This window comes from Qipengyuania triglochinis (assembly GCF_054655615.1).
In genome coordinates, this window is sequence record NZ_BAAHND010000002.1 from 99,872 (window position 1) to 124,279 (window position 24,408).

Below are 24,408 nucleotides of genomic sequence, written 5' to 3' on the forward strand. Positions count from 1 at the left end.
CCGCCAGCGATGCCCCCGCCCCAAGACGATATTTCGCCCGCGGAAAACGCCGTAACCATCCTCGTGGATGCCGATGCCTGCCCGGTGAAGGACGAAATCTACCGCGTCGCCGCACGCTTCAAGGCGCATGTCCGCGTGGTGAGCAACAGCGCCTTTCGCGTGCCTGTGAGCGAACGGGTGAAGCGCGTGGTGGTCAGCGACGGCTTCGATGCGGCGGATGACTGGATCGCCGAACACGCCTCTCCCAAAACCGTGGTTGTCACCGCCGACATATTGCTCGCCGAACGCTGCCTGAAAGCGGGCGCGCAGGTGCTGGCGCATAATGGCAAGCCGTTCGATACCGCCAGCATCGGCGCCGCAGTCGCCACCCGCGCAATCATGGATGATCTGCGCGCCGGGATGGACGGCATAGGCGGAGGCCCGCCGCCCTTCAGCAAGGCGGACCGGTCCAATTTCCTGCAATCGCTGGACAGGGTGCTGACCCGGCTGGGCCAGAGGTAGGTAATTCGCGCGGCGTTACAGCTGAACGACTGTATGATCGCCACCACCGCCTTTTCCGATCACCCGGCCAAAATGCTCGCATAGGTTTCGGACACGAACAGCACGCCGAACCCGGTCATGAGTATCCCGCCCAACAGGTCTCCCCAAGGCGAAACGGTCGCTCTGTGCGGAGCGGCGGGGTTGTAGAACACCGTGTATTCCTTTCTCCGGAAGAATGACGGGGAATATTGTTCGAACTGCACCTCGCGTTGCCGGGCCGTCAGGAAACTGACCGTGATGAAGGTGTCCTCGCGATCGCTCCGGCTGGAAATCACCGTTCCTGCGGAAAGGCCGCCAGCCCGGCGGATGTCCGCAGTTTTCCAGATTGTGTAGAGACCCCAGACGCTGGATATTATTCCTGCGCAAAAGACCAGGAAGACACCGATTTCATGCAGGCCAGACATGGTGCCATCTTTTGCGGCTGTTTTCTTAAGGATTGTTTGAGACGATCGGAGGGGCTGTTTGAGACTCTGACACCTCCAGCGAACAATTCGCCCAATCCGATTAATGTCTGCATATTAATCGCAGGATACGATTGCGCGTTTGGGATATTACCCCATCATGCACCGCGATTATCTCAAGACGCTCAGCTTCCTCGCGCTCCACCTCGTCGTGGGCTTTTCGGTCGCTTATCTGTTCACCGGCTCGCTCGCGCTGGCGGGCGGCATTGCTCTGGTAGAGCCGCTGGTGAACGCCGTGGTGTTCTTCTTCCACGAGCGTGCCTGGCAGAAGAAGGAGCGCCCCGCCCTGCTCGATGTCGTGCTGCACCGCCACGGCGCGGAAGGCCGCTCGCAGCCGGTGTGACGGCGGCGGTCAGCCGGGTTTGGCCGATTTGGCCTTATGCGCGGCAATCGCCTCGTCGATATCGGCAATGCGGCGCCGTTCGGGAGTATCCTTTTTCAGCCCCTTGAGGCGGCAGGTCGCCCATAGCTGGCGGCGTTCGGATTCCAAATTCTTCAGATAGAGATCGGCCATGCGCCCCTATGGCCCCATCTACGCGCGCTGGCCAGTGGGTACGGAGGGCAGACGGGCGGGCCGACTTGCCAAGCGCGCCCCGCTGCCGCAGCATTGCGGGCATGAGCCAGCCAGACCCCGCAAAAAAGGACCCTCCCCGCTATTCGACCTTTGTCGAATTCTGGCCCTTCTACCTGCGCGAACATTCACGCCCGCGCACGCGCGCGCTGCATTATGTCGGGACGACGCTGGTGGTGCTGATCGCGATCTTCGCCGTGCTGACGGGGCGCTGGTGGTGGCTGCTCGCCATGCCGGTGGCAGGCTATTTCTTCGCTTGGCTGGCGCATTTCACGGTCGAGAAGAACCGGCCTGCCACCTTCACCTATCCGCTGTGGAGCTTGGGCGCAGATTTCAAAATGTGGTGGCTGTGGCTGACCGGCAGGCTGGGCGCAGAATTGCGCAAGGCCGGGGTGCGCTAGGCTCTACACCGTCGCGCTCAATCTTCGTCGCTACGCCGCCCGTCGCGTTCCTTGGCGACACCCTTGAACGGCTCGCCATCCGATTTGACATCCATGAACTGCCCCGCCTCGGCCGAGCCGTCCTCGCGATTGCGCTTGGTCCATTTGCCCGTCGCCGTGTTCTTCACCTGACTGCGATCGTCGACCGAGCCGATCCGGTGGTCGTCACCTGTATTGCGTGCCATTGTTGGCCTCCTTTTCAAAGACCAACGGACGGGGATTCCGGGGTGTTCCCACTGGCAAGCATAGGCAATCTGCCGAACCGAAAAAATGTCGTGCAGCAAGTGTATCGTTACCGATGATTAAGGACTGTCGCTTACCATAGCTGCGGTACAACTAGCTGGTTGAAAATCTGTGACGCTTCGTGCCGTTTCGCATTTCGTTCGCATGGCCGCTATTCTTTGTGCTCTTTTCTTCGGAATGAGCGCACACGAAGCGTATGGGCAAGATTGCTCGCGGGCAGGCGCGCGCGGGGCAGCCCCGTCATCGTGGCAAACCTATTGCTGGCTCAATATGAGCAATTACAGCGATACACAGGCCCGCAGCACCGGCGGACAAAGCCTGAGCTACAATCTGCCCGATGGCTCGCGCCTGACCTTCCGCCTGCGCGTCACGAACACCCCGACCAACGGCTCACCCTATCTGACGAGCGTAACCGCGCCCAGTTGGGGCGGTGCCGCAGTCGGCAACAGCAGCTTTCTGAATATCCCGGGGCGGCCGATCCTGTATCAGAATATCAACGGGTCCCAGACAACGCTGACCTTTACCAACATTACCGTGATCCCGCCTGCGGGGGTAAGCCAGGCGAACCAGTATGCATTCGTCGTCGCCGATGCCGAATCAACCGACAACAACGAAACACAGCAATACACCACCAACGGCGCATCCTGGCAGCTGCTCGATCGCGTGGCCCCCATCAGCGGAGCACAATATCCGACGGCCACCGGTCTGGGCAGCACGACCTTTCGCTCGGCAGGCGGTGGGCGCACCGGAAATGTCGGAGCCTATATCGTCGGTTCGCTCAATCCCACTTCGGTTACCGTGACCATGCAGGGTAGCGGGCTGCAAGGCGTGATGCTGGCAATCCGCTTTGCTTCCATCACGCTGAGCAAGCAGGTTGAAGGAACCCGGATAGCCGATAACGACCAGTTCCGCTTTCTGATCGAATCCAGCACCGGATCGGTCGTCTATGCTTCAGGGCAAACGGATGGCACCGATCGCGGGCCGTTTCCTGCCGCCGTGTTCTCATCCACATCCGGTGTTCCGCTGGTGCTGCGCGAGGAAATGGTGAGCGGCAGTTCAAGTACGCTCGCAGACTATCGCGCCACGCTGACCTGTACCAATATCAACAGCGGCTCGACCACGGTACTTCCACGCGATACCGTCACTAACCGCTACGATTTCGGCAAGCTCCAGTTCGGCGATTTCGTCGACTGCGTGTTTACCAATACCCCGAATCCGAAGCTCGAACTGCGCACGGTCATTGCATCACCTGGCCGCATCTTCACCAACGATCAGTTCAGATTGGACGTGCGTAACCAGGATGCAAATTCCCAGATCGCCGCTTTTGTCACAACCGGGGCCGGTACAACCGCCACGCCGTCCACGACGGGCAGGTTGGCCGCCATAGCAGGTGCGACCTATCGCCTGACCGAGGTAGCCAGCGGGACGACCACCCTGCAGCGTTATTCGCCCACTCTGGCATGCACCAATCGCAACTCGAGTTCGTCCACCGTCCTGCCTGCGGGCGGCGCGACCGGCCTGGTGGTTCCCAGGCTGGGCGATGTTATCACCTGCACGATCACCAATACGCGCAACTCGCCGCGGGCCATCGTGTCGGTCGACAAGACTTCGCGGGTTATTTCCGATCCCACCCAAAGCGCCTCTCCGAAGGCCATTCCCGGAGCGATCGTCGAATATACGATCAGGGTGACGAATAGCGGCGATGCAGCCAGCGATGCGAACACGTTACGGCTGATCGATACACCGGATACCGCCCTTGCCTATTACACGGCGTTCCCTGCCGTCTTCACCGACGGCGCAACGGCCAGCGGGCTCACCTTCAACCCAGGCAGCAACGTGGCCTTTTCAAACCAGACCACCGGTCCCGGCTTCACATACGCGCCTGCCTCGCCCAGCGACCCGGCGGTAGCGCGCATCCGCTTTTCACCAACAGGGTCGCTCCGCGCATCGAACGGTATCGCCCATCCCAGCTTCACTCTGCAGTACCGCGTCGTAATCGAATAGGGCGCGGCGGCCCGGGCCGACTTCTATGGAGAAGCTAAAGCGTTCCTCTGCCAGTGGACTGTCGAGGATGTTGCTGCTCGCCATGCCGGCGGCAGGCTATTTCTTCGCCTTGCTGGCGTATTTCACGGTCGAGAAAAACTGCTCCGCCACCTTCACCTATCCGCTGCGGAGCCTGGGCGCGGACTCCAAAATGTGGTGGCTGTGGCTGACCGGCAAGCTGGGCGGCGAATTGCGCAGCCAGATCACCGCCGACATCTCTGCCCCCAGAACCCACCCCTCGATCGCAAGTTTGGGTCAAGTTCTGTTGGGGTCTTGGTCGTGGGAATTCCTCCGGCAACGAGATGCTGCACTGCAACAACAGCGGGACGGGTGGAAGGTGCCGAAGTTATGACTATCAGAGAGCCGATCGGCGGCGGTCCTTGCACGAGATCGAGCATGTGCTGGCAGGGTTGGGCATTTGACAGTCATGGTATGGAAGTTGGGAAGTTGGAGCGGAATATGGACTTGGAACAGATCAGGCCGCGTGAAAAACGCAAAGTCTTCGATCTCGTCGAAGAAGCTGGATTCGACACCACGGATTGGATCGACAGCTTCAGCAAACCGACTGGCTACAAAGCCAATCCGAAATATTGCTACGAGTGGTCGTTCGTCGAGCCTGAAAAGGTAGCGATCCTCAATTTGTGGTTTCGCAACATGAGGTTTGAGAACGGCCAGATTCTCCAGCGCAACAATTTTCGCGAAGATGCGCGAGGAAACGCTGGCCACTCCACTTGGGTCAAACGTGCCTTAAAGCTTGATGAGACACTAAAATCTATCATGCGAGACGGCTTGATCGTGCGTGTCGTCATCAACGACGGTGAGATGCGAGAGCGTGGCAATCCGAACGCAAAAGCGTCGAAGGTTCTTGCTCGCGAACTTGACCCTGAGCTTTGGACACTTACCCACTACGATTGGGAGACTGGCGACAACACCCTCGTCCGTGGTTTGGCTCCAAGTCGTTTCGCAGATCAGTTCGAACTTGAAGATCCAGGCTCTGATGCGAACGAAAGAATTGAGAGGGGTGGGAGCTCGTTCGTCCGGTCGCGAGAGGTACGCATGGCTGTATTGCAGCGTGCGAAAGGTCATTGCGAGTTATGCGGTGAGCGAGGCTTCCAGACACACAATGGTAGCGTTTATCTCGAAACTCACCACGTGATCCCCCTTTGCGAAGGAGGCGCAGACAAGACCACGAATGTCGTGGCTCTATGCCCCAACGATCATGCGAAGGCGCATTTTGGAGACAACCGATCCGCAATGCGACAAAAGCTGATCCTCGTAGCTAAGAGTTAGCATCCTTGGTGCCGCCCGCGATGCGGTGAAGAAGGAGGCGCTGCGCAAGGCGGGCATCGGCTATCACGAGATCGTCGCGGCCACACCACCCCGAGCGGCTCAGGGCGCTGGGGGAGAAGCTGGTTCAGGCTGGTTAAGAGTAGCCTTGGCAACTGAAAATTAGATCGAATGAACTAGGCTGAAAACCTAATCGGCACACTTGAACTTATGAGAACCTTTTGCGCGACAAATTCTAACAAGACATTGTCCAACTCAAGGTCATCAGCCTCCTCGCTAAATGGCAATATCATACCATCCCCAAAGGGATGATCTTCGTCTTTAGTGTGCACAATTTTACATCGAATGTCGTAAATTCGACTGGCTACATCGTTTCTAAGGTCAAGCGTTGCATTATTCATAGGAACTCTGTGAAACTGCAATCTTTTTCCCTTTCCCGATACGTGCTCCGCCAATCCATCCAGCGACTCTATAAACCGACGCAATTCATCAGGATCGATACACTCATTCAGGACAGCCTTAAGCTGCGACTTTTCGTCACCAAACCCGCTCCTGCTCAACCTCATCGCGGTTAGCAATCGAGCGAGATCGCTATCGCGATCCGTGCGAAATGCTGGGTCCTTTAAAATGAGTGCGACCCGCCGCTTCGCTTCGGATTCTGAGTATGTCGGGAAGAAATACTCGATTGATTGATAAAGCGCGAGAAATCGCAAAAGAGGTAGACCCCGCGCGTCGCGTGCATACCAGTATAGTGATATCGGCGCTTTCTCGTATTCATGCGTCGGATAGATGGGCGTCACTTCATTGCTGGAACCACGCCGCCTCGGCACAAACCGTCGTTTCCTATCTTGCACGAGGCTAAAGCCGACACCGTATGTTAGGTCCATTTGGAACCCAATGCTGTCGGCCAATTTACGTATGAGCTGAATAGCTTCTTCTTGGTTTGTAAATCCGCCGCCGGAGATTTTGAGGCTAAGCGCTTGTCTAAAAGTATTCCCTCCAAGTAAAATTTGAAGCTCCTCAGACCTTGCGCTTAGCGTGGCGGTGGGCGCCAGCTGATCTGCATCGCTTCTGAATACTAGTTTGGGGTCGCCGTCGGCATCTTCATTTGCCCTCTCGACAAATCGGAAGAGAGCTGGGGGGATTGGGTACCCTCGTACAGATGCTTCGATGGATTGGTCGCGGTAGCTGCAAATTGCATCCAAACCAGTAAGAAAGACGTATTTCTCGAATTCGAAAGATAATAGGTTCGCTGCCCTACCACCGCTCGCCGGCACGGCCCGAGTGGATCGACCGCTTGGCATTAATACGCTAACAAACTTTTGACCGTCTTCGTACTCTCGCTCGCGCACTTCGATCTTAGCATGATCGCAGCGTTTCTTGAGCTGGGCGATAACTTCATTGTCGCTTTGGTCGCGACTCACATCAATTTCGATCTCTTCGATGATCTCGTCATCTATATCGATGTCCGCCGAGTTGTCGGTCGGCATCAGTTTTGGTCCTCCGGCAAATACAGCTTCTCGCCCTTCTCCTTATACACCTTGCTCATCTCTTCCATGCCTTCGCGCGCTTCCTCGGCCTCTTGCGGAGAAGTCTCGCGCTTGATGTTCTCACTCGCCAGATAGCTCTCCGAGTTCTGCTTCGCGGCGAAGTCGCGCACTTCCTGCGTGATCTTCATGCTGCAGAATTTCGGGCCGCACATGGAGCAGAAATGCGCGGTCTTGGCGCCTTCTGCGGGGAGGGTCTGGTCGTGGTATTGCTCGGCCGTGTCGGGGTCGAGGCTGAGGTTGAACTGGTCGCGCCAGCGGAATTCGAAGCGGGCCTTGCTCAGCGCATCGTCGCGGACCTTGGCGGCCGGGTGGCCCTTGGCCAGGTCGGCGGCGTGGGCGGCGAGCTTGTAGGTCACCACGCCCACCTTCACATCGTCACGATCGGGCAGCCCGAGGTGTTCCTTGGGCGTGACGTAGCAGAGCATGGCGGTGCCGTACCAGCCGATCTGCGCCGCGCCGATACCGCTGGTGATGTGGTCGTAACCCGGCGCGATATCGGTGACGAGGGGGCCGAGCGTGTAGAAGGGCGCTTCGCCGCAGGCTTCCAGCTGCTTGTCCATATTCTCCTTGATCTTGTGCATCGGCACGTGGCCGGGGCCTTCGATCATCACCTGCACGTCCTGTTCCCAGGCGCGCTTGGTCAGCTCGCCCAGCGTGTAGAGCTCGGCGAACTGGGCTTCGTCATTCGCGTCGGCGATGGAACCGGGGCGCAGGCCGTCGCCCAGCGAATAGGCGATGTCATAGGCCTTCATGATCTCGGTGATCTCGTCGAAGCGCTCGTAGAGGAAGCTCTCCTTGTGATGCGCGAGGCACCATTTCGCCATGATCGAGCCGCCGCGGCTGACAATGCCGGTGACGCGCTTGGCGGTCATCGGGACGTAGGGCAGGCGGACCCCTGCGTGGATGGTGAAATAGTCGACGCCCTGTTCGGCCTGCTCGATCAGCGTGTCGCGGAAGATTTCCCACGTCAGGTCCTCGGCAATGCCGCCGACCTTTTCCAGCGCCTGGTAGATCGGCACCGTGCCGATGGGGACGGGGCTGTTGCGGATGATCCATTCGCGCGTGTCGTGGATGTTGCGCCCCGTGGAAAGATCCATGACGGTGTCCGCGCCCCAGCGGATCGACCAGACCATCTTGTCGACCTCGTTCGCCACATCCGATGCGACCGCCGAGTTGCCGATATTGGCGTTGATCTTGACGAGGAAGTTGCGCCCGATCGCCATCGGCTCGGTTTCGGGGTGGTTGATGTTGTTGGGGATGATGGCGCGGCCACGGGCGATCTCGTCACGCACGAATTCGGGCGTCACGTAATCGGGCAGGCTGGCACCCCAGGGCTGGCCATCGTTGCGCGCTTCCAGCCGGGCGGCTTCCTCGCGCAGCATCTCGCGGCCGAGATTCTCGCGCTCGGCGACATATTCCATTTCCGGCGTGATGATGCCCTGGCGAGCATAATGCATCTGGCTGACGTTCTTGCCCTCCTTCGCGCGCAACGGGCGCTGCACGACATTGGGATAGGCCGGGACGCCGCCGCTGCGATCGGGGCCGAGCTGGCCGTTATCCTCGGGCTTCACTTCGCGCGCATCGTATTCCTCGACATCGCCGCGCGCCATGATCCATTCGCGGCGCAGCTGGGGCAGGCCCTTGTTGATGTCGATCGTGGCAGCGGGATCGGTATAGGGGCCGGAGGTGTCGTACACCCGCACGCTGGGCTCGCCGCCTTCGAGATCGATCTCGCGCATGGCGACGCGCACGCCGCTGCCGGACTTTGCGCCGATATGGACCTTGCGGCTGCCGCGAATGGGCCCGGTGGTGACGCCGATGTCGAATTTGCTGTTGATGTCGGCCATGCGTGCTCTCTCCAAATGACGGAGGTCGAGCGGAATTGTCACGCCGCTCCACTCCCTCCGCCGATGCTAATCGGTTCAGGTTCGACGGGTCGTGGGGCGCGAAGCCCACCTCTCAGCGCACGCGCGCTCCCCGGGGATGGGCACGGTGTAAAGCAAGCGCCGGAGCGCGTAAAGCGCAACGAGCGCTAGTCGAGCAGATCCTTGGCCTTCTTGCCCGCAAAGATGCCGAGCAGAAGGAAGACCACGAACAGCACCGCGGCGATCACGGCCAAGACAATGGCGACATCGACCATCGTCCCCGCAAGTCCGCCGAACCCGAGGATGGCTGCAACGGCGGCGATGACGAGGCACAAAAGAGCAAGTTTGATCATCTGCGCACGGTAGGAGTGAGAACGCTCTGCGTCCAGCGGGCGAGCATGGGATGTTTCGGAACGATCCTGCTGGTTTCCGCGCCGTCTCCAAGATCGAACCGACGCGTGCGGCACCAGACACCCTTGCAATGCAAGTATAATGGTTATACAAGGTAATCATGACGCAGGCAAAGACCCGACTGGATGATTCGGTGGCGCGCTGGGAAACCCAGCTGCGCAAGGGCGTGCTCGAAATGGTCATTCTGCTGGCGCTGCGCGAACGCGAGAAATATGGTTTCGAACTGATCTCGGGCATTGCCAAGCGCTCCGCGCTCGAATTGTCGGAGGGCACTATCTACCCGCTGCTATTGCGCCTGGCGAAAGAAGATCTGATCCAGTCGCGACTGGCGCAGGGAGATGGCGGGGCGCCGCGCAAATATTACTCGGTCACGCCGCATGGCCGCCGCATGCTCGAAGCGATGACGACGGGCTGGGCTAAACTGGTCGCATCGGTCGATGCGCTGACCGCACCGGAGACCGATCGATGAGCACCTCTTTCGCGCCCGCTTTCACGCAAGCAGAGGCCCGGTCTCTTTGGACCGGCTATGTCTCCGAGATAGACCGGATGGTGGCGCTGATCGGGCCAGACGCGGCGGAGCTGGCGGACGATTTGCGGATGCATCTGGCGGACAGTTTCGCGAGCGAGGATGCCGGCTCGGAGGCAGAGCGTTTGCAGCGCGCCATTCAGCGCCTCGGCCGTCCGGAGGATTTCCTGCGTCCGTTGCTGGCCGACGGACTGATCGAGCGCGGTACCGCGCGCTATTCAGCGCCGCTCATCTCGCGCGGACTTTATCACGCGATCCGTTCCGGCTCGGGTCGTGCCGGGCGGGCCGGACTGTTCGCTCTGGGCTATCTGCTGCTCGTGATCTTTGCGGCCATGACCGTGCTCAAACCATTCTTCGGCGATCATGTCGGCCTGATCCGCGGGGCGAACGGTTCGCTGACCTTCGGCATGGTGTCCACGGGCGGCGGGCAAGACTTGCTCGGCCTATGGTCGGTGCCACTGACATTAGCGCTCTGTGCGCTGCTCTATGTTCTCCTCACGCGGTTGCTGCGGCGCAGCCTGCCCCCAACGTAATACTCACCGCAAAAATTTTACCCCATTACCTTGTAATACAAGAAAGGACTGCCATTGACTATCCTCGGTTCCGGGGCCGCCGAAGCGCGCCCGAATTCTGCCGCGCGGGCATCCACCGTTCCGGCTTTCCTCGCACTCGCTTTCGGTTTCAGCTGGATCATTTGGCTGGCTGGCTGGTGGGCTGCCGGACAGCCGGATTCGCTGACTGCCACGCCGATGATCATCGCGCTTTATGCAGGTTCCTTCGGCCCGGGCCTGGCCGGCGCGGTGCTCAGCGCACGCGAAGGGCGGCTGCGTGAATGGGCGGCGGGCTTCCTGCGCTGGCGCATGGGCTGGCTGGGTGTCGCGGCAATTGCGTTGCCGTTGCCGCTGGCCGTGCTCGGCCTGACCGCAGCGCTTGGTTACACGCCGGTGCCAATGGTAGGGGTGCCCCCGGTCATGTCCTATGTCACCCTGTTCCCTGCAGTGGTGCTCAACGGCGTGGTTAGCGCCGTCCTCGGCGCCGGTCCGCTGGGCGAGGAAGGCGGCTGGCGCGGCTATCTTCTGCCGCGCCTGCTCGACTGGCTCGGCGAAGTGCCGGCTTCGCTCCTGCTCGGGGTGATCTGGTCGGCCTGGCACCTGCCGATCATGGCACTCATCCCCGCATGGCGCGACGGCCTGAGCTTCGCCTTCTACCTTCCCGCCTATACGGTGACAGTGATGGGCCTTTCGCTGCTGATGACCCGAATCTGGTTGGTGGCGCGCCGCAGCACGCTGGCGGCAGTGTGGATGCATGGCGTGATCAACGCCCTCGGCGCAATCGCCTTCAGCGCGCAGCTGTGGGACGGGGGCTGGTCGGCCAAGGCCAACTTGCTGCATTTCACCGTGGCAATCTGGGTTGCGGCGCTGGTGCTTCACCTATTGCGGGTATTGCAGCGAAGCTGAAACGAAGGGCCTTTTTCCGCGCCCGCTATCCCGGCTTTTCTTTCACACGGCCCAAGTCAGCAAAAGGCCCTCGCCTGCGCCATTCCAACCGGAAGCCTTCTTGTCGAGGGAATATTGGATGCCCCATGAGGATTCGAACCTCAATTGACGGAGTCAGAGTCCCATTAGAACAGAGATGGCTTCCGTGAAAAACTGGGAGACACAGAGGGGTTCCGCCGCCATGTCGCAAATTTGCTGCATTGAGGGTTAGTAGCGATCGGGAACATCGTCCTCGTCGGGCGGACAGTTATCTTCAAAAGGACGATTTTCGAAAACGCAATCATCCACTGAACGCATCATATCGGCAGCACTTTCCTTGCGATCAAAGAGATGCCCGTAGAGGCCAAACGTGGTCATGGCCCATGAGGTTTCGGACGCGTTTTGCTGAGAACCCCATCTCAATCTTCGGGCATTCCGCCCATCGCTTTGTCCGCCCAAAAGCAGACTTGGGCCGACATTGGTCTAACATTGGCTTAGCGGCTTTGTTTCGGCCCAATCAGCCAGATAGGCAGAAGCTCTGAAAGCCTGTCGTTTTGCTTCGGCGGTAAGGGCCCGGAGCGAAGACGGGCCCTTACCGTGATCGGCCAATTGAACTAGAATTCTCCGGCCACCCCTACGCGCGCCGCTGTGCTCTTGCCGCCGGCATAGGAGACGCCGGCGGTGATCGCGAAGGGTTCCTTGGTGTTGGCCCGCGCGGCGATCGAAGCGCCGATGGCGGCCTGCCCGCGATAGACCGAGGTGTTCGCCGTGTAGCTGACCCGCCCCGGAACTGACGGCATCGGGGCCGCGGTCAGCGCGACCGAGGCGGCGATCCCGCGATTGTTGGCAATCCGCTCGCTCGCCCCGATCTCGTAGAGATCGAGGACATTGCCTTCGAGCGAGGACAGGCGCGTGTCCATCCCGTCGAACCGGCTGAGGTCGAACGTCGTGGTCCCCAGATTGCCCTGCGCATCGGTGGTGACGAGCGAGACCGGGCCGGACTGGCGGGCATTGCTTTCATCGGAGGCAAGCCCGGCGAAGGTATAGGTGCTTCCGCCCGACCCGATCGCGACCTGTCCTGCCTGCGTCGCCACGGCGCCCGCGCCGATTGCCACCGCGCCATCGCCGGTCGCGCTGGCGCCGTTGCCGAGCGCGATCGCACTCTCACCCACGGCCGAGCTTGCGTTGCCCAGCGCCACCGCGCCGGTGCCGGTGGCGGTGTTGTTCGCGCCGAGCGCCACGGCGCCAGTGCCGGTTGCGACGTTGGGATCGCCGATCGCCACCGCGCCATCGCCCGATGCAATATTGCCCGCACCGATCGAGACGGCCTGCCCGTCCTTTGCCTGCGCGTGGTATCCGATGGCGACCGAGCGTTCGCCGCTGGCGCTGGCACCCGATCCCATGGCGAGCGCATCCTCGCCCGTCGCTGTAGCGCCCGGGCCGGTGGAGTTGCTTTCGAAGAAGGCGAGCTCGGCGGCATTGGCGTCGGCCATCTTCTGAGCGGACTGGGCCTCATCGCGGGCCAGATCGGCGGCGCTCTGCGCTTTCACCGCATTTTCGAAGGCCGCGTCGGCGGTTTCCTGCGCCTCGGCCATGCCCACCGTGGCCTTGTCGGCCGCAAGCTGCGCGGCGCGCGCTTCTTCGCGTGCCTTGTCGGCGGTGGTCTGCGCCGTAGCGGCGTTCTGGAACGCCTCGTCGGCACGCGTCTGCGCCGCTGCGGCTTCGTTGCGGGCGAGATTCGCGGTGTCCTGCGCGGCAGCAGCGGCGTCGGCATTTGCCGCGATCTGCGTATCCTGCGCGTCGTTCTCGGCCAGCGCCTGATCGGCGGAGCTTTGCGCCGCATCGGCAGCGCTCTGAGCGGCCGCCGCCGCATCGGTGTTCGCCGCGATCTGCGTGTCCTGCGCGGCGTTTTCGGCTAGCGCCTGGTCGGCACTGTCCTGTGCGGCATCGGCAGCGGACTGGGCTGCGGCGGTGGCGGAAGCCACTGTGTCGACCTGCCCCACGGTCGCGGCGTCGCTGGCGTTTATGCCGTCCGCCAGATGCACGATGCGCCGGCTTATCGCGGGATCGTTGCCGTCGACGGTGCCATCGCCATTGGTGTCGGCCTCCCCTGCCGCCGCGCCAAGCGAGATCGTGTTGCTCTCGGTAGCCACGGAATAGCGGCCCAGCGCCACTGCATCGGTGACGTTGTCAGCCACTGCGCTGGAATAGCCGAGCGCAACGGAGCCGTCCGCTCCGGTCGCGACAAATGACCGCGCGCCCATCGCCGTCCCTCCGTCGGCCCATGCCCAGCTCTGGCTCCCGGCCGCGGCGCTGTCCAAGCCGAGTGCCTGACTCTCGATCCCGGTTGCGGTGCTGTTATCGCCAGATGCCTGACTCTTCGCTCCGGTGGCGGTGCTGTTCAAGCCTCCTGCAACACTTTGCACCCCGGTTGCGGTACTGTATACGCCAGATGCTTCGCTACCAGTCCCGATTGCGGTGCTGAAATCTTGGTTTGCCGTGCTTCCGGTCCCGATCGCGGTGCTATCGACGCCATTTGCCCACGCCTCGAAACCGACGGCAGTGCTGTAATCTCCGCTGGCCGAACTGGTGCCGCCAATTGCGAGGGCAGCTTCGCCCGTTGCGCTGGCCGCGGCCAGAGCGACGCTGTCGTCCATGGCGAAATACTCGAGATTGCGCGTGGCGTCGGTGAGTTGCCCCACGGTCGCGGCATCGCTGTCGGCGGTGCCGTCGGCGAGGTTGACGATGCGGCGGGTGACGACGTCATCGGCGTCGATGGTGCCATCGCCATTGGCGTCGGCCGTGCCGTCGGAGCCGACCGAGATTGTATTGCTCTGCGTGGCCACGGAATAGCTGCCGAGCGCCACTGCATCGGTAGCGTCTTCAACCACTTTGCTTTCGTAGCCAAGCGCCATCGATTCGTCGGCTCCATCCTCAACTTCGGAATCTGCGCCGAGTGCAATGCTCCTTGAAGCAATCGCCGCGCTGTCATGACCAACGGCGGTCGCTTGGTTTTGTTTGGCCTCCGCACCTTCCCAGCGCGGTGCTTCCGTAGTTCACTGCGTGACTGTTTGTCCCGACAGCGGTGGTTTCATCCCCTTCCGCCCAGCTGTATCTGCCGATGGCGGTGCTTCCAGGATTATCCGCCATGCTTTCCACTCCGATGGCGGTGCTGTAGAGGCCGCTGGCCGAACTGTCGCCGCCAATGGCGAGGGCAGCTTCGCCCGTTGCGCTGGCCGCGGCCAGAGCGACGCTGTCGTCCATGGCGAAATAGTCGAGATTACGCGTGGCTTCGGCAAGCTGCCCCACGGTCGCGGCGTCGCTGGCGTTTATACCGTCCGCCAGCTGCACGATGCGCCGGCTTATCGCGGCATCGTTGCCGTCGATGGTGCCGTCGCCATTGGTGTCGGCCGTCCCTGCCGCCACACCAAGCGATAGGGTGTTGCTCTCGGTAGCTCGGGAATAGCTGCCCAGCGCCACTGCATTGCTAGCGTTTGCGGCCACTTTGCTGGCGGAGCCAAGCGCCATCGATCCGTCGGCTCCTGCCGCAACGCTGGACTTTGCGCCCAGTGCTATGCTGTAGATACCCGCCGCATTGCTGCCAAAACCCGTGGCGGTAGCATAATTCCCGGTTGCGTCGCTGCCGGTGCCGGTCGCGGTGCTGGACGCGCCGCTCGCTGTGCTGGTCGCGCCGATGGCAGTGCCCCCCAGATTTGATGCCTTGCTGTCATACCCGATAGCTGTGCTGGCGTCGCCGCTGGCAGTGCTAAATGCCCCAGTGGCAGTGCTTGAAGAGCCGCTCGCTGTGCTGTTCGTGCCGCATTCCGTGCTACTGTCGGCACCAGGTTCCGTTCCCTCATTGCATTCGGGCGTGCCGTCGGCGCTTGCCGGGGTCGCGACCAGCGCGAGCAGGGCAATGGTGCTGCAGCCCAGCAGGAGAGATCGGGTGCGGTTTCGATAGGTCATGGCAAATCCTCGCAGGTGCACGCCGCCAGCGCCCAAGGGCATCGGTGCGAGGCGTGCGGCGGCAGGGTCGATAATCAAGGTGCCGGAACGATCGCGACGGGCGATCGACCGACGTCCTCGAGACAATATGGCGGGCGACGATTTCAATTTGTCGGGAACCCGACATTCCATACGGGGTTTTACGCACCCTATGGGAAAATTCTCTCCATCTCCGTTCAATTGGATCGACCGGCTTGCGGCCGACGAGCGGCGCGCCGTGCAGCGCGCATTGTCCCCGCTCAGATCGCGCGAGGGCGGGGACGTCTTCACCACCGAGACGAACCCGCGGGGGGTCTACCGTGTGCTGGGCGGGCGTGCCGAGATGTACCTGCTGAGCCCGGGGGGCGAGCAGGTGCTGCTCAAGCGTTTTGATCCCGGGGAAAGCTTCGGCGAAGTCGCCACGCTCGATCTGGAGCCCTATCCCGTGTTCGTTTCGGTCGATCCCGATACGATCCTCGGCTTCATGTCGATTGCGAAAGCGCAGGCATTGATGCGCGAACACCCCGCGATCAACAGCGCCATTCAAGCGGCCGTTTCCCGCTATGGCCGCGCCGCGCTGGATTTCTTTTATTCGGCGATCACTGGCACCGCCGCCGAGCGGGTTCTGGACCGGCTCGAATGGCTTTCGAAAAACGAGGCCAATTCGGCGGACGCGCACGAAATCGAGATCACCCAGGTCGAGCTTGCCTCGATGGTCGGGCTGTCGCGCCAGACGACTAACGAAGCGCTGGCACAGCTGAACCGCGACGGCCGGATACGCATTGGCAAGGGCAGAATCGTCGTCCGGCGACAAAGACCATCAGAATCGGACGGGAGCGGTAACCAATTAAGCTTTAATGCAATCCCCCCCCCAATGCGAGTGGCTGGACTTGATGCGATTGGCGTCGATAACAGACCGTCCCGAACCGGCTCCCTAGCTGATATCGTCTCAGTTTAGATCGAAGCGCGCGAGGTATTTGCGCAGTCTATCTGCATCATTCGTCGATTTCCACTCCCCGCGTGAGACGGCGAAAAGTTCGCGGCCGGCTGCCGACAGAGAAGGGTTACGGCGGCATACGGTGATGACGTGCGACAGCTGCTGCCGATCGAACGGGTCTATCCGAGCATCTATGTCGCAGGGGGCAACCCGTATTTACGCGCAGGCCCGTGTAACCCGCGAAAATCTACGGAAAAATCTTACATAACCGATTGGCACTCAAAAATCGTGGCGCGTTCAGCACCATGTTCTTGATTACTTGAGTAAAAGCAGTGGATGCCCCGTGAGGATTCGAACCTCAATTGACGGAGTCAGAGTCCGTAGTCTTACCATTAGACGACGGGGCATCAGCCATGCGGTCCACCGCTGAGAATCGCGTGGTCTCCGCAAGAGAGGCCGCGCATCTAGTTTCGTGCGCGCACAAGGTCAACCCCATCGCTGAGGACGGTGCTTGCCCCTTTGCAACCGAGCCGCTAGCATCACTGTCAGGTCCCCGCGCCTAATTCTTCGCGCGGGAGGAATAATGAAAGATACCCCATGGCGGACACTAATCCGCCGGACATGAAACGGGGCCAAGGAAAAACAAGGGGCGGCACGTCCGGCAGTGTAGCCGATTTCCGCTACAAACGCCCCTCCCGGCCCAACAAGCGCCCGCGTAAGAACGGGCAGACACCGCGCGAACCCAAGGCGCGCGGGGAACCTTCCGGCAATCCGGCCCAGGGCACGCCCGCGCAAATGCCGCGTGGTCGCAATCAGGCCTATGCCGCGCTGGATTTGGGCACCAACAATTGCCGCCTGCTGATCGCGCGCCCCTCGGGCGAAAACTTCACCGTCATCGATGCCTTCAGCCGCGTGGTGCGGCTGGGCGAAGGGCTGGCCGGCAGCGGACGCCTGTCGGACGAAGCGATGGAGCGCACGCTGGCCGCGCTGCATGTCTGTGCCGAAAAGCTGCGCCGCCGCCATGTACACCTAGCCCGCTCGGTCGCCACCGAAGCGTGTCGCCGTGCAGCCAATGGCGCTGAATTCATCGAGCGCGTGCGCGAGGAAACCGGCATCGCGCTCGATATCATCTCCGCGCAGGAAGAAGCCCGCCTTGCCGTGCTGGGCTGCCATATCCTTTTGGAAGATGGCGCCGGGCCGGCGGTGATATTCGATATCGGCGGCGGCTCGACCGAGCTCGTACTGGTCGAACCGAGCGGAGCAGTGCCGCGCATTCTCGACTGGATGAGCGTGCCGTGGGGCGTGGTCTCGCTGACCGACACGGTCGATGGCTCGGATGATAGCGAGCAACTGAGGCTCGACCGCTACCGCCGCATGCGCAAGACCGTACTCGACAGCTTCCGCCCCTTTGCCGAACGCGTGCGCGAATTCGCCAAGGGACCGCATCCCATCCGGCTGCTCGGCACCAGTGGTACAGTCACCACCCTCGCCAGCCTGCATCTCGAACTGCCGCAATACGATCGGCAGGCGGTGGACGGGTTGATCCTGCCATCGGTGGCGATGCGGGATATTTCGGTGCGCCTGTCGCATATGAGCGGGATGGACCGGCGCCAGTTGCCCTGCATCGGGGACGACCGGGCGAACCTGGTTGTTGCTGGCTGCGCCATTCTGGAAAGCATTCTCGACATCTGGCCTTCCGAAACGCTGGGCGTGGCCGATCGCGGGATCCGCGAAGGAATTCTGCGCAGTCTGATGGCGGCCGATGCGACAGGCGAACGCAGCCGTGCCGCGCTTCAAAGAATGAGAGAACAGGATGTCTAGATCGGGCAAGGACAAGGACACGCGCGTCCGCACAGCCAAGAAGCGCTCGGAATCCTCGACCCGCTGGCTGCAGCGGCAATTGAACGATCCTTATGTGAAACAGGCGAAGGCCGACGGCTATCGCAGCCGCGCCGCCTACAAGCTGATCGAGATGGACGAGAAGTTCGGCCTGCTGAAAGGCGCCAGCCGCATCGTCGATCTGGGCATCGCGCCCGGTGGCTGGGCGCAGGTGGCACGCAAGGTCGTGCCCAAAGCGCAAGTCGTCGGTATCGACTTGCTGGAAGTCGAGCCGATCGAGGGCGTCGAGATCTTCCAGATGGATTTCATGGACGAGGTCGCGCCCCGGGTGCTGGAAGAAGCGCTGGGCGGTAAGGCTGATCTGGTGATGAGCGATATGGCGGCCAACACCGTCGGCCATAAGCAGACCGATCACTTGCGCACCATGGGGCTAGTCGAAGCGGGCGCTTGGTTCGCGGTAGAGAATCTGGAGAAAGGCGGGACCTTCGTTGCCAAGGTGCTGGCCGGCGGGACCGACAAAGACCTGCTCGACCTGCTCAAAAAGCACTTCAAGACCGTGAAGCATGCCAAGCCGCCTGCCAGCCGCAAGGGTTCGAGCGAGTGGTATGTCATCGCGCAGGGCTTTAAGGGCGGCTGACGCCGCGCCGGACGGTGGGCACAAAAAACCCCGCACGCGGCGGGGCTTTTCGTTCGAATTTCAGTAGAGGTCAGTCGACCTTGGCGGCGCCTGCATTGTCGCCGCCGGCATTTTCGGAAGCGACCGGCTGATCGCCGCCCATTGCGCCAGCTGCCTGCGCCGGATCGGCGGCAGTGCCTTCGACCGCACCCGGACCTGCGCCCGGTGCATCTGCGGCTTCACCTTCTACAGGTTCGGGAGCAGCCGGTTCGGGCTTGGCAGGGGCGCCGCCCATCGAAGCGATGTATTCCATCACATTGGCGCGGTCTTCAGGCTTGGACAGACCGGCGAAGCTCATCTTGGTGCCGCTGGCGAAAGCGCGCGGGCTGGTGAGCCATTCGTTCATGTTTTCCCAGTTCCAGTCACCGCCATGCTCTGACAGCGCGCTGGAGTAGGCAAAGCCTGCCGCATGCTTGCCGATCGGCTTGCCCATTACGCCGTAGAGGTTGGGGCCGATACCGTCGGCGCCGCCCTGGTTGATGGTGTGGCAGGCGCTGCATTTGGCGAAGACTTTTTCACCGGCAGCCGCATCAGCGCTGGCCAGAAGCGTGCCGAGGTCGGGACCGGCATCGGCGCCGCCTTCCTCTTCCGCACCTTCGACGAAGAAGCCCCATTCGCCGTCTTCGAATTCCTCATGTCCATCGGCGTGGAAATACATGCCCGAAGCGATGGATGCGCCGAGCGCGACGATGCCGGAAAAGAGAACCCAGCCGGAAGCGGTGTTGAAACGATCGTCCATTGCGTGAAAGCCTGCGAGAATCCGTGTGGTCTGATGGTTGCGCGCCGCTCTAGTGCGACGGGCGCGCTCGCGCAAGTGCCGCGACTGCCTTAGTGGTTGCGCAAGGCGAAATGAGCGCTAACACGCCCGGCCATGCGTACCTTCGCCAAACCCGCCGTCGACATGGTCGATACCATGCGGCAGGCCGCCGCCACCGATCCGCAACGCGCGGTCGCCTTCGGCGGCGCGCCCGGTTCCAATTCGCATCAGGCGACGATGCAGTTCGATCCCGAATGCCTTCCGCTGCCCTATCTGGGGTTCGAGGATGCGCTGGACGCAGTGACGCAGGGGCGCGCGGGCTGTGCGATGATTCCCATCGAGAATAGTCAGCACGGCCGGGTTTCGGATATCCACTTCCTGCTGCCCGAAAGCGGGCTGTCGATCGTGGCGGAACATTTCATGCGGATTACCCACGCCCTGATGGCGACCGGACCCGGTCCGTTCGAAGCCGCCTACAGCCATCCGCAGGCGCTGGGCCAATCGCGTGAATATTTGCAGAAAAATGGCATCATCGCGCTGGCCCATGCCGACACGGCAGGCGCCGCGGCCTATGTCGCCGAAATGCGGGATCCCAAATTCTGCGCGCTGGCACCGCCCATGGCGGCCGAACTCTATGGGCTCGACATCATCGAAAACGCGGTGGAGGACGCGGCGGACAATACCACCCGCTTCGTGGTGCTGGCGAAAGAGCCGCGCGATCCCGCGGCGATCGAGGCACAGCAGGCGATGACGACCCTGATCTTCGAGGTGAAGAACGTGCCCGCAGCGCTTTACAAGGCGCTGGGCTGCTTCGCCACCAATGGCGTCAACATGACCAAGCTGGAAAGCTACCAGAAGGGCGCCAGCTTTGCCGCCACGCGGTTCTATGCCGACATCGAAGGCGCGCCGGGCGATCCGCGCGTGGACGCCGCGCTGGAGGAACTGGAATTCCAGACCAATGGCGTACGCCTTCTCGGCAGCTACGCGCAGGCAAGAAAGCGCGGCTGACCCTCCCCCGTTCGCGCGTCAGTTTTGTGACAGTTTGGACATGCGCTGACACGAAGTGTCATGCTGCGCTGCCATGTGCTGTGGGTCAAAACAGCAAGAATGGGGAAAACCATGCGCAAACTGGTACTGGGTCTGGCACTGTGCTCGACCGCTCTATCCTCGCCGGCCTTCGCCCGCGACAATACCGCTTACGTGGAACTGGGTTTCGGCCCCTCGCTCGCCCAGGACTTCGATTTCGAAGATTTCTCCGATGGCGAGACGATCGACGTCACGCTGGAGGAAGACTATGGCTTCGACGGCGGAGTGGTTCTCGGCTATGACTATGGTGCCTTTCGCATAGAAGTCGAAGGCAGCTACCGCGAATATGATCACGACGAGCTGTCCGCGCTCGCCAGCGATGTTTCGGTCCAGAACCCGCTGGGCAAGTCCTCTGCTGCCAGCATCATGGGGAACGCCCTGCTCGACCTCGGCAATGATGACGGCATCCAGGCCTTCGTCGGCGGCGGCGCCGGCTCGGTCTATGTCGATCAGTCCATTGGGCTCGAGGGCACCGGCGATGATGACAATCTGATCAATGGCGATGACTGGAAGTTCGCCTGGCAGGCGCTCGCCGGACTGCGCGCGCCGCTGACCGACAGCATCGACGTTGGCCTGCGCTATCGCTTCTTCAACATTCCGGAATACCGGATCGGCGGATCCTTCGCGACGCCGACTGCGGAGACGAACTGGTCCTCGCATTCGGTTCTCGGAACGGTCGCGTTCAATTTCGGACGCCCCGCAGAGCCGGTCGTCGCGCCGCCGCCGCCAACACCGGCTCCGCCGCCTCCGCCCCCGCCTGCCACGCCCCCGCCGCCGCCCGCTCCGGTCTGCCAGCAGGGGCCCTACATCGTCTTCTTCAACTGGGATAAATCGGACATCACGCCCGAAGCCGCGACGATCCTCGATAACGCAGTGTCGGCCTATGCGAACTGCGGCATGGCATCGGTCATGCTGGCAGGTCACACCGACACCTCGGGTTCGGCGCAGTACAACATCGGCCTTGCCGAACGGCGCAATGCCTCGGTCCGCGATTATCTGACAGGTCGCAGCATCCCGGGTGGCCGCATCTCGAGCGAGGCTTTCGGTGAAACGCAATTGCGCGTTCCAACCGCCGACGGGGTGCGCGAACTGCAGAACCGCCGCGTCGAGGTCACTTACGGCCCGGGTTCGGGTATGTAATCTCTCCCGCACAAGCGGAGTACCGAGAAGGGACCGGAGCGATCCGGTCCCTTTTTTATGATCTACCGCTGCGCTGCTTGAGGACGGCTACTTTTGCAGGACCGCATCGCGCTATAGGAGGGGCCGAAGTTATTCGTCCCCGTAAATTACCACTTCGCGCACGCCCTCGCTGGTCGCGCGGCCGCGGTACATTCCGGCGGTATTGAAGCTGAAGATCGCATCCCCGGCAGGTGAGACGACGATCACGCCCCCGTCCCCGCCCAGTGCCTTCACGTCGTCCATCACCGCGTCGCTTGCCGCTTGCGCGCTTTCGCCGCCCATTTCCATGCGTGCGCAGATCGTCCGCGCCACGCCGACGCGGATGAAATATTCGCCCCATCCGGTGGCCGATACCGCACAGGCCCGGTTGTCGGCATAGGTGCCCGCCCCGATCACCGGGGCATCGCCGATCCGGCTCCAGCGCTTCCCGGTCATCCCGCCGGTCGAGGTGCCGGCCGCAAGATTGCCATTCGTATCGAGCGCCACCGCACCTACCGTGCCGAATTTCACATCGACATCGATGGCGGAGAGCTTTTCAGCCTTCATCCGTTCCAGCGACTGGCGCCGCGCATCGGTATCGAAGAATTCCGGCGGCACGAATTCGATGTCCTGTTCGGCGGCGAATTCTTCCGCGCCCTTGCCTGAGAGCATGACGTGCGGGCTGTCGGTCATGACCTTGCGGGCAAGGAGGATGGGATGGCGAATGGTGGTCACCCCGGCCACGGCGCCAGCATCCCGATCGCGGCCGTCCATGATCGAGGCATCGAGTTCGTGGCCGCCCTCCCACGTATAGACCGCACCGCGCCCTGCATTGAACCGCGGATCTTCTTCAAGCAGGAGGATCACCGCTCCGACCGCGTCGAGCGCTTCCCCGCCATCCGCCAGCACCTTTGCGCCTGCGTCGAGCGCGGCCTGCAGCGACGCGCGGTAGGCCGTATCTTCTTCTGCGGTCATGTTTTCGCGGGCGATGGTGCCCGCTCCGCCATGAATGGCGAGCGACCAGCGCGGCGCATCATCCTGCGCCGCACAAGGTAAAGCGAAACCGGCAATGGCGAGCGCCAGACCGGGGGCGAGCGTGGTCAGATATCCTCTCATGCCCAAGCGATAGCACGCGGGCTTATCCACTCAATACGAGAAAGGCCTTTGGACAAATCGTGCAGGCGTGTTAGCCCTTGTCGCTTACGGAAACCCAAAGGGGAGTGAGGTTTCATGCGTATCGGAAATTATCGGTTCGACGAACAGGTCGCGCTCAACGTGCTCGAGAAGATCGGGCTCGCGCTTATCGTCCTGCTCATCACCTGGGTGGCTGCGAAAGCCGCAAAATGGGCATTTGCCAAACTGGTGGACAATATTGCGTTCTTCCAGCGACACACCGGCAGCGGGGCTTCGCTCGGTGTATCGCTCGGCAAAATCGTTAGCCTGCTGATCTGGCTGTTCGGCCTCTTGATCATCCTTCAGGTGCTCGGCCTCGGTGCGGTAGCCGGTCCGGTCGACAGCCTGCTCGAAAACGTGGTCGAATATATTCCGCGTATCGTGGCGGCCGGCCTTATCTTCTTCATCGGCATGATGGTGGCGCGTATCGTGCGCGACATTGTTCAGACCACGCTGCAGACGGTCAATTTCGACAAATGGGCCAATCGCGGCGGGGCAGACAGCCTGACCGGCAATACCGCCATCAGCGGCACGATCGCCACGATCGTCTACGCCGTCATCGTGATCTTCGTCGCCATCATGGCGCTGGATGTGCTCAATATCGAAGCCATCTCCGGACCGGCTTCGGAAATGCTGCGCCGTATCTTCGCTGCCATTCCGAATATCATCGGCGCGGCAATCCTGCTCGGCATCGGCTATCTGATCAGCAAGTTCATCGTGCAGATCCTCAAAGAGGTACTGCCCGGTCTCGGCGTGGACCGCGCCCTGGCGGAAAGCGGCATGATGTCGGAAGGTACAAGGGCGTCCAGCATCATCGCCCGCGTGGTGCAGGTGGCAATCATCCTTTTCTTCGCCATCGCGGCAACGCGTCTGCTCGGCTTCCCCGAACTGACGCGCATCCTCGATCAGGTGCTCGAACTGGGTGGCCGTGTGATCTTCGGCGCAGTCGTCATCGCCTTCGGCTTCTTCATCGCCAACCTTCTCGCCCGCCTCATCTCGGGCGACGGGGAAAACGGCACTGCCGCAACCATCGTGCGCTGGGCAACGATCATCCTGTTCGTCTTCATGGGCCTGCAGTTCACCGGCATCGGTGGCATGATCCCGGGCAACGTGCTGACGATCATCATTGCAGGCATTTCGGTTGCTGGCGCCTTGGCCTTCGGCCTCGGCGGGCGTGACTGGGCAGCCCGCAAGCTCGACCAGATGGATAGCGATCTGGGCGGCAGCACGGCGAAGCCTGCACCCAAGCCCAAGCGCCGCAAGGCCGCCGCTCCTAAAAGCGACGATCCTTTGCCGCCCGGCGCCTAAAGATATCAGACAAGACACCAAGGAGAGAGGGTGTCCGGGGGCGCGAGAGGAAAACTCTCGCGCCCCCTTTCCGTTGTG

General features: G+C 61.8%; 27 protein-coding genes, 1 tRNA gene and 1 riboswitch. Of the genes, 15 read left to right on the plus strand and 13 right to left on the minus strand.

The window, feature by feature from the left end; all coding sequences use genetic code 11:
* The first annotated feature begins 9 nt into the window (after positions 1–9).
* Complete coding sequence (locus ACYQ0G_RS06655; RefSeq protein WP_460100946.1) at positions 10–501, plus strand: YaiI/YqxD family protein; 492 nt, start codon at positions 10–12, stop codon at positions 499–501.
* A 59-nt stretch (positions 502–560) separates the two neighbouring features.
* On the opposite strand, the gene ACYQ0G_RS06660 is transcribed toward ACYQ0G_RS06655, so the two are convergent.
* Positions 561–944, minus strand: coding sequence for a DUF3592 domain-containing protein (locus tag ACYQ0G_RS06660; protein WP_460100948.1), 384 nt, complete (start codon positions 942–944; stop codon positions 561–563).
* Between the two features lie 157 nt (positions 945–1,101).
* Between ACYQ0G_RS06660 and ACYQ0G_RS06665 the strand changes: the two genes are divergently transcribed.
* A complete protein-coding gene (locus tag ACYQ0G_RS06665) occupies positions 1,102–1,344 on the plus strand; it encodes a DUF2061 domain-containing protein (protein ID WP_460102788.1) in 243 nt (80 codons plus the stop codon).
* A 9-nt stretch (positions 1,345–1,353) separates the two neighbouring features.
* Here ACYQ0G_RS06665 and ACYQ0G_RS06670 read toward each other — a convergent pair whose 3' ends face one another.
* Positions 1,354–1,515, minus strand: coding sequence for a hypothetical protein (locus ACYQ0G_RS06670; protein WP_221543315.1), 162 nt, complete (start codon positions 1,513–1,515; stop codon positions 1,354–1,356).
* A 101-nt stretch (positions 1,516–1,616) separates the two neighbouring features.
* Here ACYQ0G_RS06670 and ACYQ0G_RS06675 point away from each other — a divergent pair, with 101 nt between their 5' ends.
* Positions 1,617–1,973: an Mpo1-like protein gene (locus ACYQ0G_RS06675; protein ID WP_460100950.1), complete on the plus strand. Its 357-nt coding sequence runs from the start codon at positions 1,617–1,619 to the stop codon at positions 1,971–1,973.
* Between the two features lie 17 nt (positions 1,974–1,990).
* Here ACYQ0G_RS06675 and ACYQ0G_RS06680 read toward each other — a convergent pair whose 3' ends face one another.
* The gene (locus tag ACYQ0G_RS06680) at positions 1,991–2,197 is read right to left on the minus strand and encodes a hypothetical protein (RefSeq protein ID WP_460100953.1); all 207 of its coding nucleotides are present in this window, start codon (positions 2,195–2,197) and stop codon (positions 1,991–1,993) included.
* Between the two features lie 235 nt (positions 2,198–2,432).
* Here ACYQ0G_RS06680 and ACYQ0G_RS06685 point away from each other — a divergent pair, with 235 nt between their 5' ends.
* The 3 genes from ACYQ0G_RS06685 (at position 2,433) to ACYQ0G_RS06695 (ending at position 5,588) form a co-directional block, all read left to right on the plus strand.
* Positions 2,433–4,259, plus strand: coding sequence for a CshA/CshB family fibrillar adhesin-related protein (locus ACYQ0G_RS06685; RefSeq protein ID WP_460102791.1), 1,827 nt, complete (start codon positions 2,433–2,435; stop codon positions 4,257–4,259).
* Positions 4,260–4,326: 67 nt separating this feature from the next.
* The gene (locus ACYQ0G_RS06690; RefSeq protein ID WP_460100955.1) at positions 4,327–4,650 is read left to right on the plus strand and encodes an Mpo1-like protein; all 324 of its coding nucleotides are present in this window, start codon (positions 4,327–4,329) and stop codon (positions 4,648–4,650) included.
* A gap of 107 nt (positions 4,651–4,757) precedes the next feature.
* Positions 4,758–5,588 carry an HNH endonuclease gene (locus tag ACYQ0G_RS06695; RefSeq protein WP_460100958.1) on the plus strand — a complete coding sequence of 277 codons (831 nt, stop codon included), beginning with the start codon at positions 4,758–4,760 and terminating at the stop codon, positions 5,586–5,588.
* 173 nt (positions 5,589–5,761) lie between these two features.
* Here ACYQ0G_RS06695 and ACYQ0G_RS06700 read toward each other — a convergent pair whose 3' ends face one another.
* The 3 genes from ACYQ0G_RS06700 to ACYQ0G_RS06710 all read right to left on the minus strand — a co-directional run bounded on the left by ACYQ0G_RS06700 (position 5,762) and on the right by ACYQ0G_RS06710 (position 9,353).
* On the minus strand, positions 5,762–7,075 hold the full coding sequence (locus ACYQ0G_RS06700; RefSeq protein WP_460100960.1) for a hypothetical protein: 1,314 nt from the start codon (positions 7,073–7,075) through the stop codon (positions 5,762–5,764).
* Positions 7,075–8,982, minus strand: coding sequence for a phosphomethylpyrimidine synthase ThiC (gene thiC, locus ACYQ0G_RS06705; protein WP_460100962.1), 1,908 nt, complete (start codon positions 8,980–8,982; stop codon positions 7,075–7,077). Before thiC ends, ACYQ0G_RS06700 begins: the two co-directional genes overlap by 1 nt.
* Positions 8,983–9,016: 34 nt before the next feature.
* Positions 9,017–9,125, minus strand: a riboswitch (TPP riboswitch).
* A 42-nt stretch (positions 9,126–9,167) separates the two neighbouring features.
* Positions 9,168–9,353, minus strand: a complete 186-nt coding sequence (locus ACYQ0G_RS06710) for a DUF1328 domain-containing protein (RefSeq protein WP_460100963.1) — start codon at positions 9,351–9,353, stop codon at positions 9,168–9,170.
* Between the two features lie 158 nt (positions 9,354–9,511).
* Here ACYQ0G_RS06710 and ACYQ0G_RS06715 point away from each other — a divergent pair, with 158 nt between their 5' ends.
* The 3 genes from ACYQ0G_RS06715 to ACYQ0G_RS06725 are packed head-to-tail and all read left to right on the plus strand — an operon-like array spanning position 9,512 to position 11,394.
* The gene (locus ACYQ0G_RS06715; protein ID WP_460100965.1) at positions 9,512–9,880 is read left to right on the plus strand and encodes a PadR family transcriptional regulator; all 369 of its coding nucleotides are present in this window, start codon (positions 9,512–9,514) and stop codon (positions 9,878–9,880) included.
* Entirely contained in the window at positions 9,877–10,470 is a 594-nt protein-coding gene (locus tag ACYQ0G_RS06720) for a hypothetical protein (protein ID WP_460100967.1), read from the plus strand. Before ACYQ0G_RS06715 ends, ACYQ0G_RS06720 begins: the two co-directional genes overlap by 4 nt.
* A 54-nt stretch (positions 10,471–10,524) precedes the next feature.
* On the plus strand, positions 10,525–11,394 hold the full coding sequence (locus ACYQ0G_RS06725) for a CPBP family glutamic-type intramembrane protease (protein WP_460100968.1): 870 nt from the start codon (positions 10,525–10,527) through the stop codon (positions 11,392–11,394).
* Between the two features lie 246 nt (positions 11,395–11,640).
* Here ACYQ0G_RS06725 and ACYQ0G_RS06730 read toward each other — a convergent pair whose 3' ends face one another.
* From ACYQ0G_RS06730 to ACYQ0G_RS06740, 3 genes are all read right to left on the minus strand, one after another.
* The gene (locus ACYQ0G_RS06730) at positions 11,641–11,790 is read right to left on the minus strand and encodes a hypothetical protein (RefSeq protein WP_460100971.1); all 150 of its coding nucleotides are present in this window, start codon (positions 11,788–11,790) and stop codon (positions 11,641–11,643) included.
* A 236-nt stretch (positions 11,791–12,026) separates the two neighbouring features.
* Positions 12,027–14,327, minus strand: coding sequence for a hypothetical protein (locus ACYQ0G_RS06735; RefSeq protein ID WP_460100973.1), 2,301 nt, complete (start codon positions 14,325–14,327; stop codon positions 12,027–12,029).
* A gap of 73 nt (positions 14,328–14,400) precedes the next feature.
* Positions 14,401–15,378, minus strand: coding sequence for a hypothetical protein (locus ACYQ0G_RS06740; protein ID WP_460100976.1), 978 nt, complete (start codon positions 15,376–15,378; stop codon positions 14,401–14,403).
* Between the two features lie 127 nt (positions 15,379–15,505).
* On the opposite strand from ACYQ0G_RS06740, the gene ACYQ0G_RS06745 reads away from it, so the two are divergent.
* A complete protein-coding gene (locus tag ACYQ0G_RS06745) occupies positions 15,506–16,354 on the plus strand; it encodes a Crp/Fnr family transcriptional regulator (RefSeq protein ID WP_460100978.1) in 849 nt (282 codons plus the stop codon).
* Here the strand turns inward: ACYQ0G_RS06745 and ACYQ0G_RS14025 are convergent.
* Together ACYQ0G_RS14025 and ACYQ0G_RS06750 are read right to left on the minus strand one after the other, a co-directional pair.
* Positions 16,346–16,549 (minus strand): hypothetical protein, encoded by a 204-nt coding sequence (locus ACYQ0G_RS14025; protein WP_488199688.1) that lies wholly within the window; start codon positions 16,547–16,549, stop codon positions 16,346–16,348. The genes ACYQ0G_RS06745 and ACYQ0G_RS14025 overlap by 9 nt on opposite strands.
* A gap of 117 nt (positions 16,550–16,666) precedes the next feature.
* Positions 16,667–16,740, minus strand: a tRNA-Gln gene (locus ACYQ0G_RS06750).
* A 190-nt stretch (positions 16,741–16,930) separates the two neighbouring features.
* On the opposite strand from ACYQ0G_RS06750, the gene ACYQ0G_RS06755 reads away from it, so the two are divergent.
* Positions 16,931–18,154 carry a Ppx/GppA phosphatase family protein gene (locus ACYQ0G_RS06755; RefSeq protein ID WP_460100980.1) on the plus strand — a complete coding sequence of 408 codons (1,224 nt, stop codon included), beginning with the start codon at positions 16,931–16,933 and terminating at the stop codon, positions 18,152–18,154.
* The gene (locus tag ACYQ0G_RS06760; RefSeq protein ID WP_460100982.1) at positions 18,147–18,809 is read left to right on the plus strand and encodes an RlmE family RNA methyltransferase; all 663 of its coding nucleotides are present in this window, start codon (positions 18,147–18,149) and stop codon (positions 18,807–18,809) included. Before ACYQ0G_RS06755 ends, ACYQ0G_RS06760 begins: the two co-directional genes overlap by 8 nt.
* A 70-nt stretch (positions 18,810–18,879) precedes the next feature.
* Here the strand turns inward: ACYQ0G_RS06760 and ACYQ0G_RS06765 are convergent, their stop codons facing one another.
* Positions 18,880–19,587, minus strand: a complete 708-nt coding sequence (locus ACYQ0G_RS06765; protein ID WP_460100985.1) for a c-type cytochrome — start codon at positions 19,585–19,587, stop codon at positions 18,880–18,882.
* A gap of 132 nt (positions 19,588–19,719) precedes the next feature.
* Between ACYQ0G_RS06765 and ACYQ0G_RS06770 the strand changes: the two genes are divergently transcribed.
* Positions 19,720–20,613 carry a prephenate dehydratase gene (locus tag ACYQ0G_RS06770; protein WP_460100987.1) on the plus strand — a complete coding sequence of 298 codons (894 nt, stop codon included), beginning with the start codon at positions 19,720–19,722 and terminating at the stop codon, positions 20,611–20,613.
* 111 nt (positions 20,614–20,724) lie between these two features.
* Entirely contained in the window at positions 20,725–21,831 is a 1,107-nt protein-coding gene (locus ACYQ0G_RS06775; protein ID WP_460100990.1) for an OmpA family protein, read from the plus strand.
* Positions 21,832–21,960: 129 nt separating this feature from the next.
* Here ACYQ0G_RS06775 and ACYQ0G_RS06780 read toward each other — a convergent pair whose 3' ends face one another.
* Entirely contained in the window at positions 21,961–22,965 is a 1,005-nt protein-coding gene (locus ACYQ0G_RS06780) for an isoaspartyl peptidase/L-asparaginase family protein (RefSeq protein WP_460100993.1), read from the minus strand.
* Between the two features lie 114 nt (positions 22,966–23,079).
* Here ACYQ0G_RS06780 and ACYQ0G_RS06785 point away from each other — a divergent pair, with 114 nt between their 5' ends.
* Positions 23,080–24,330 carry a mechanosensitive ion channel gene (locus ACYQ0G_RS06785; protein WP_460100995.1) on the plus strand — a complete coding sequence of 417 codons (1,251 nt, stop codon included), beginning with the start codon at positions 23,080–23,082 and terminating at the stop codon, positions 24,328–24,330.
* The last annotated feature ends 78 nt before the right edge of the window (positions 24,331–24,408 follow it).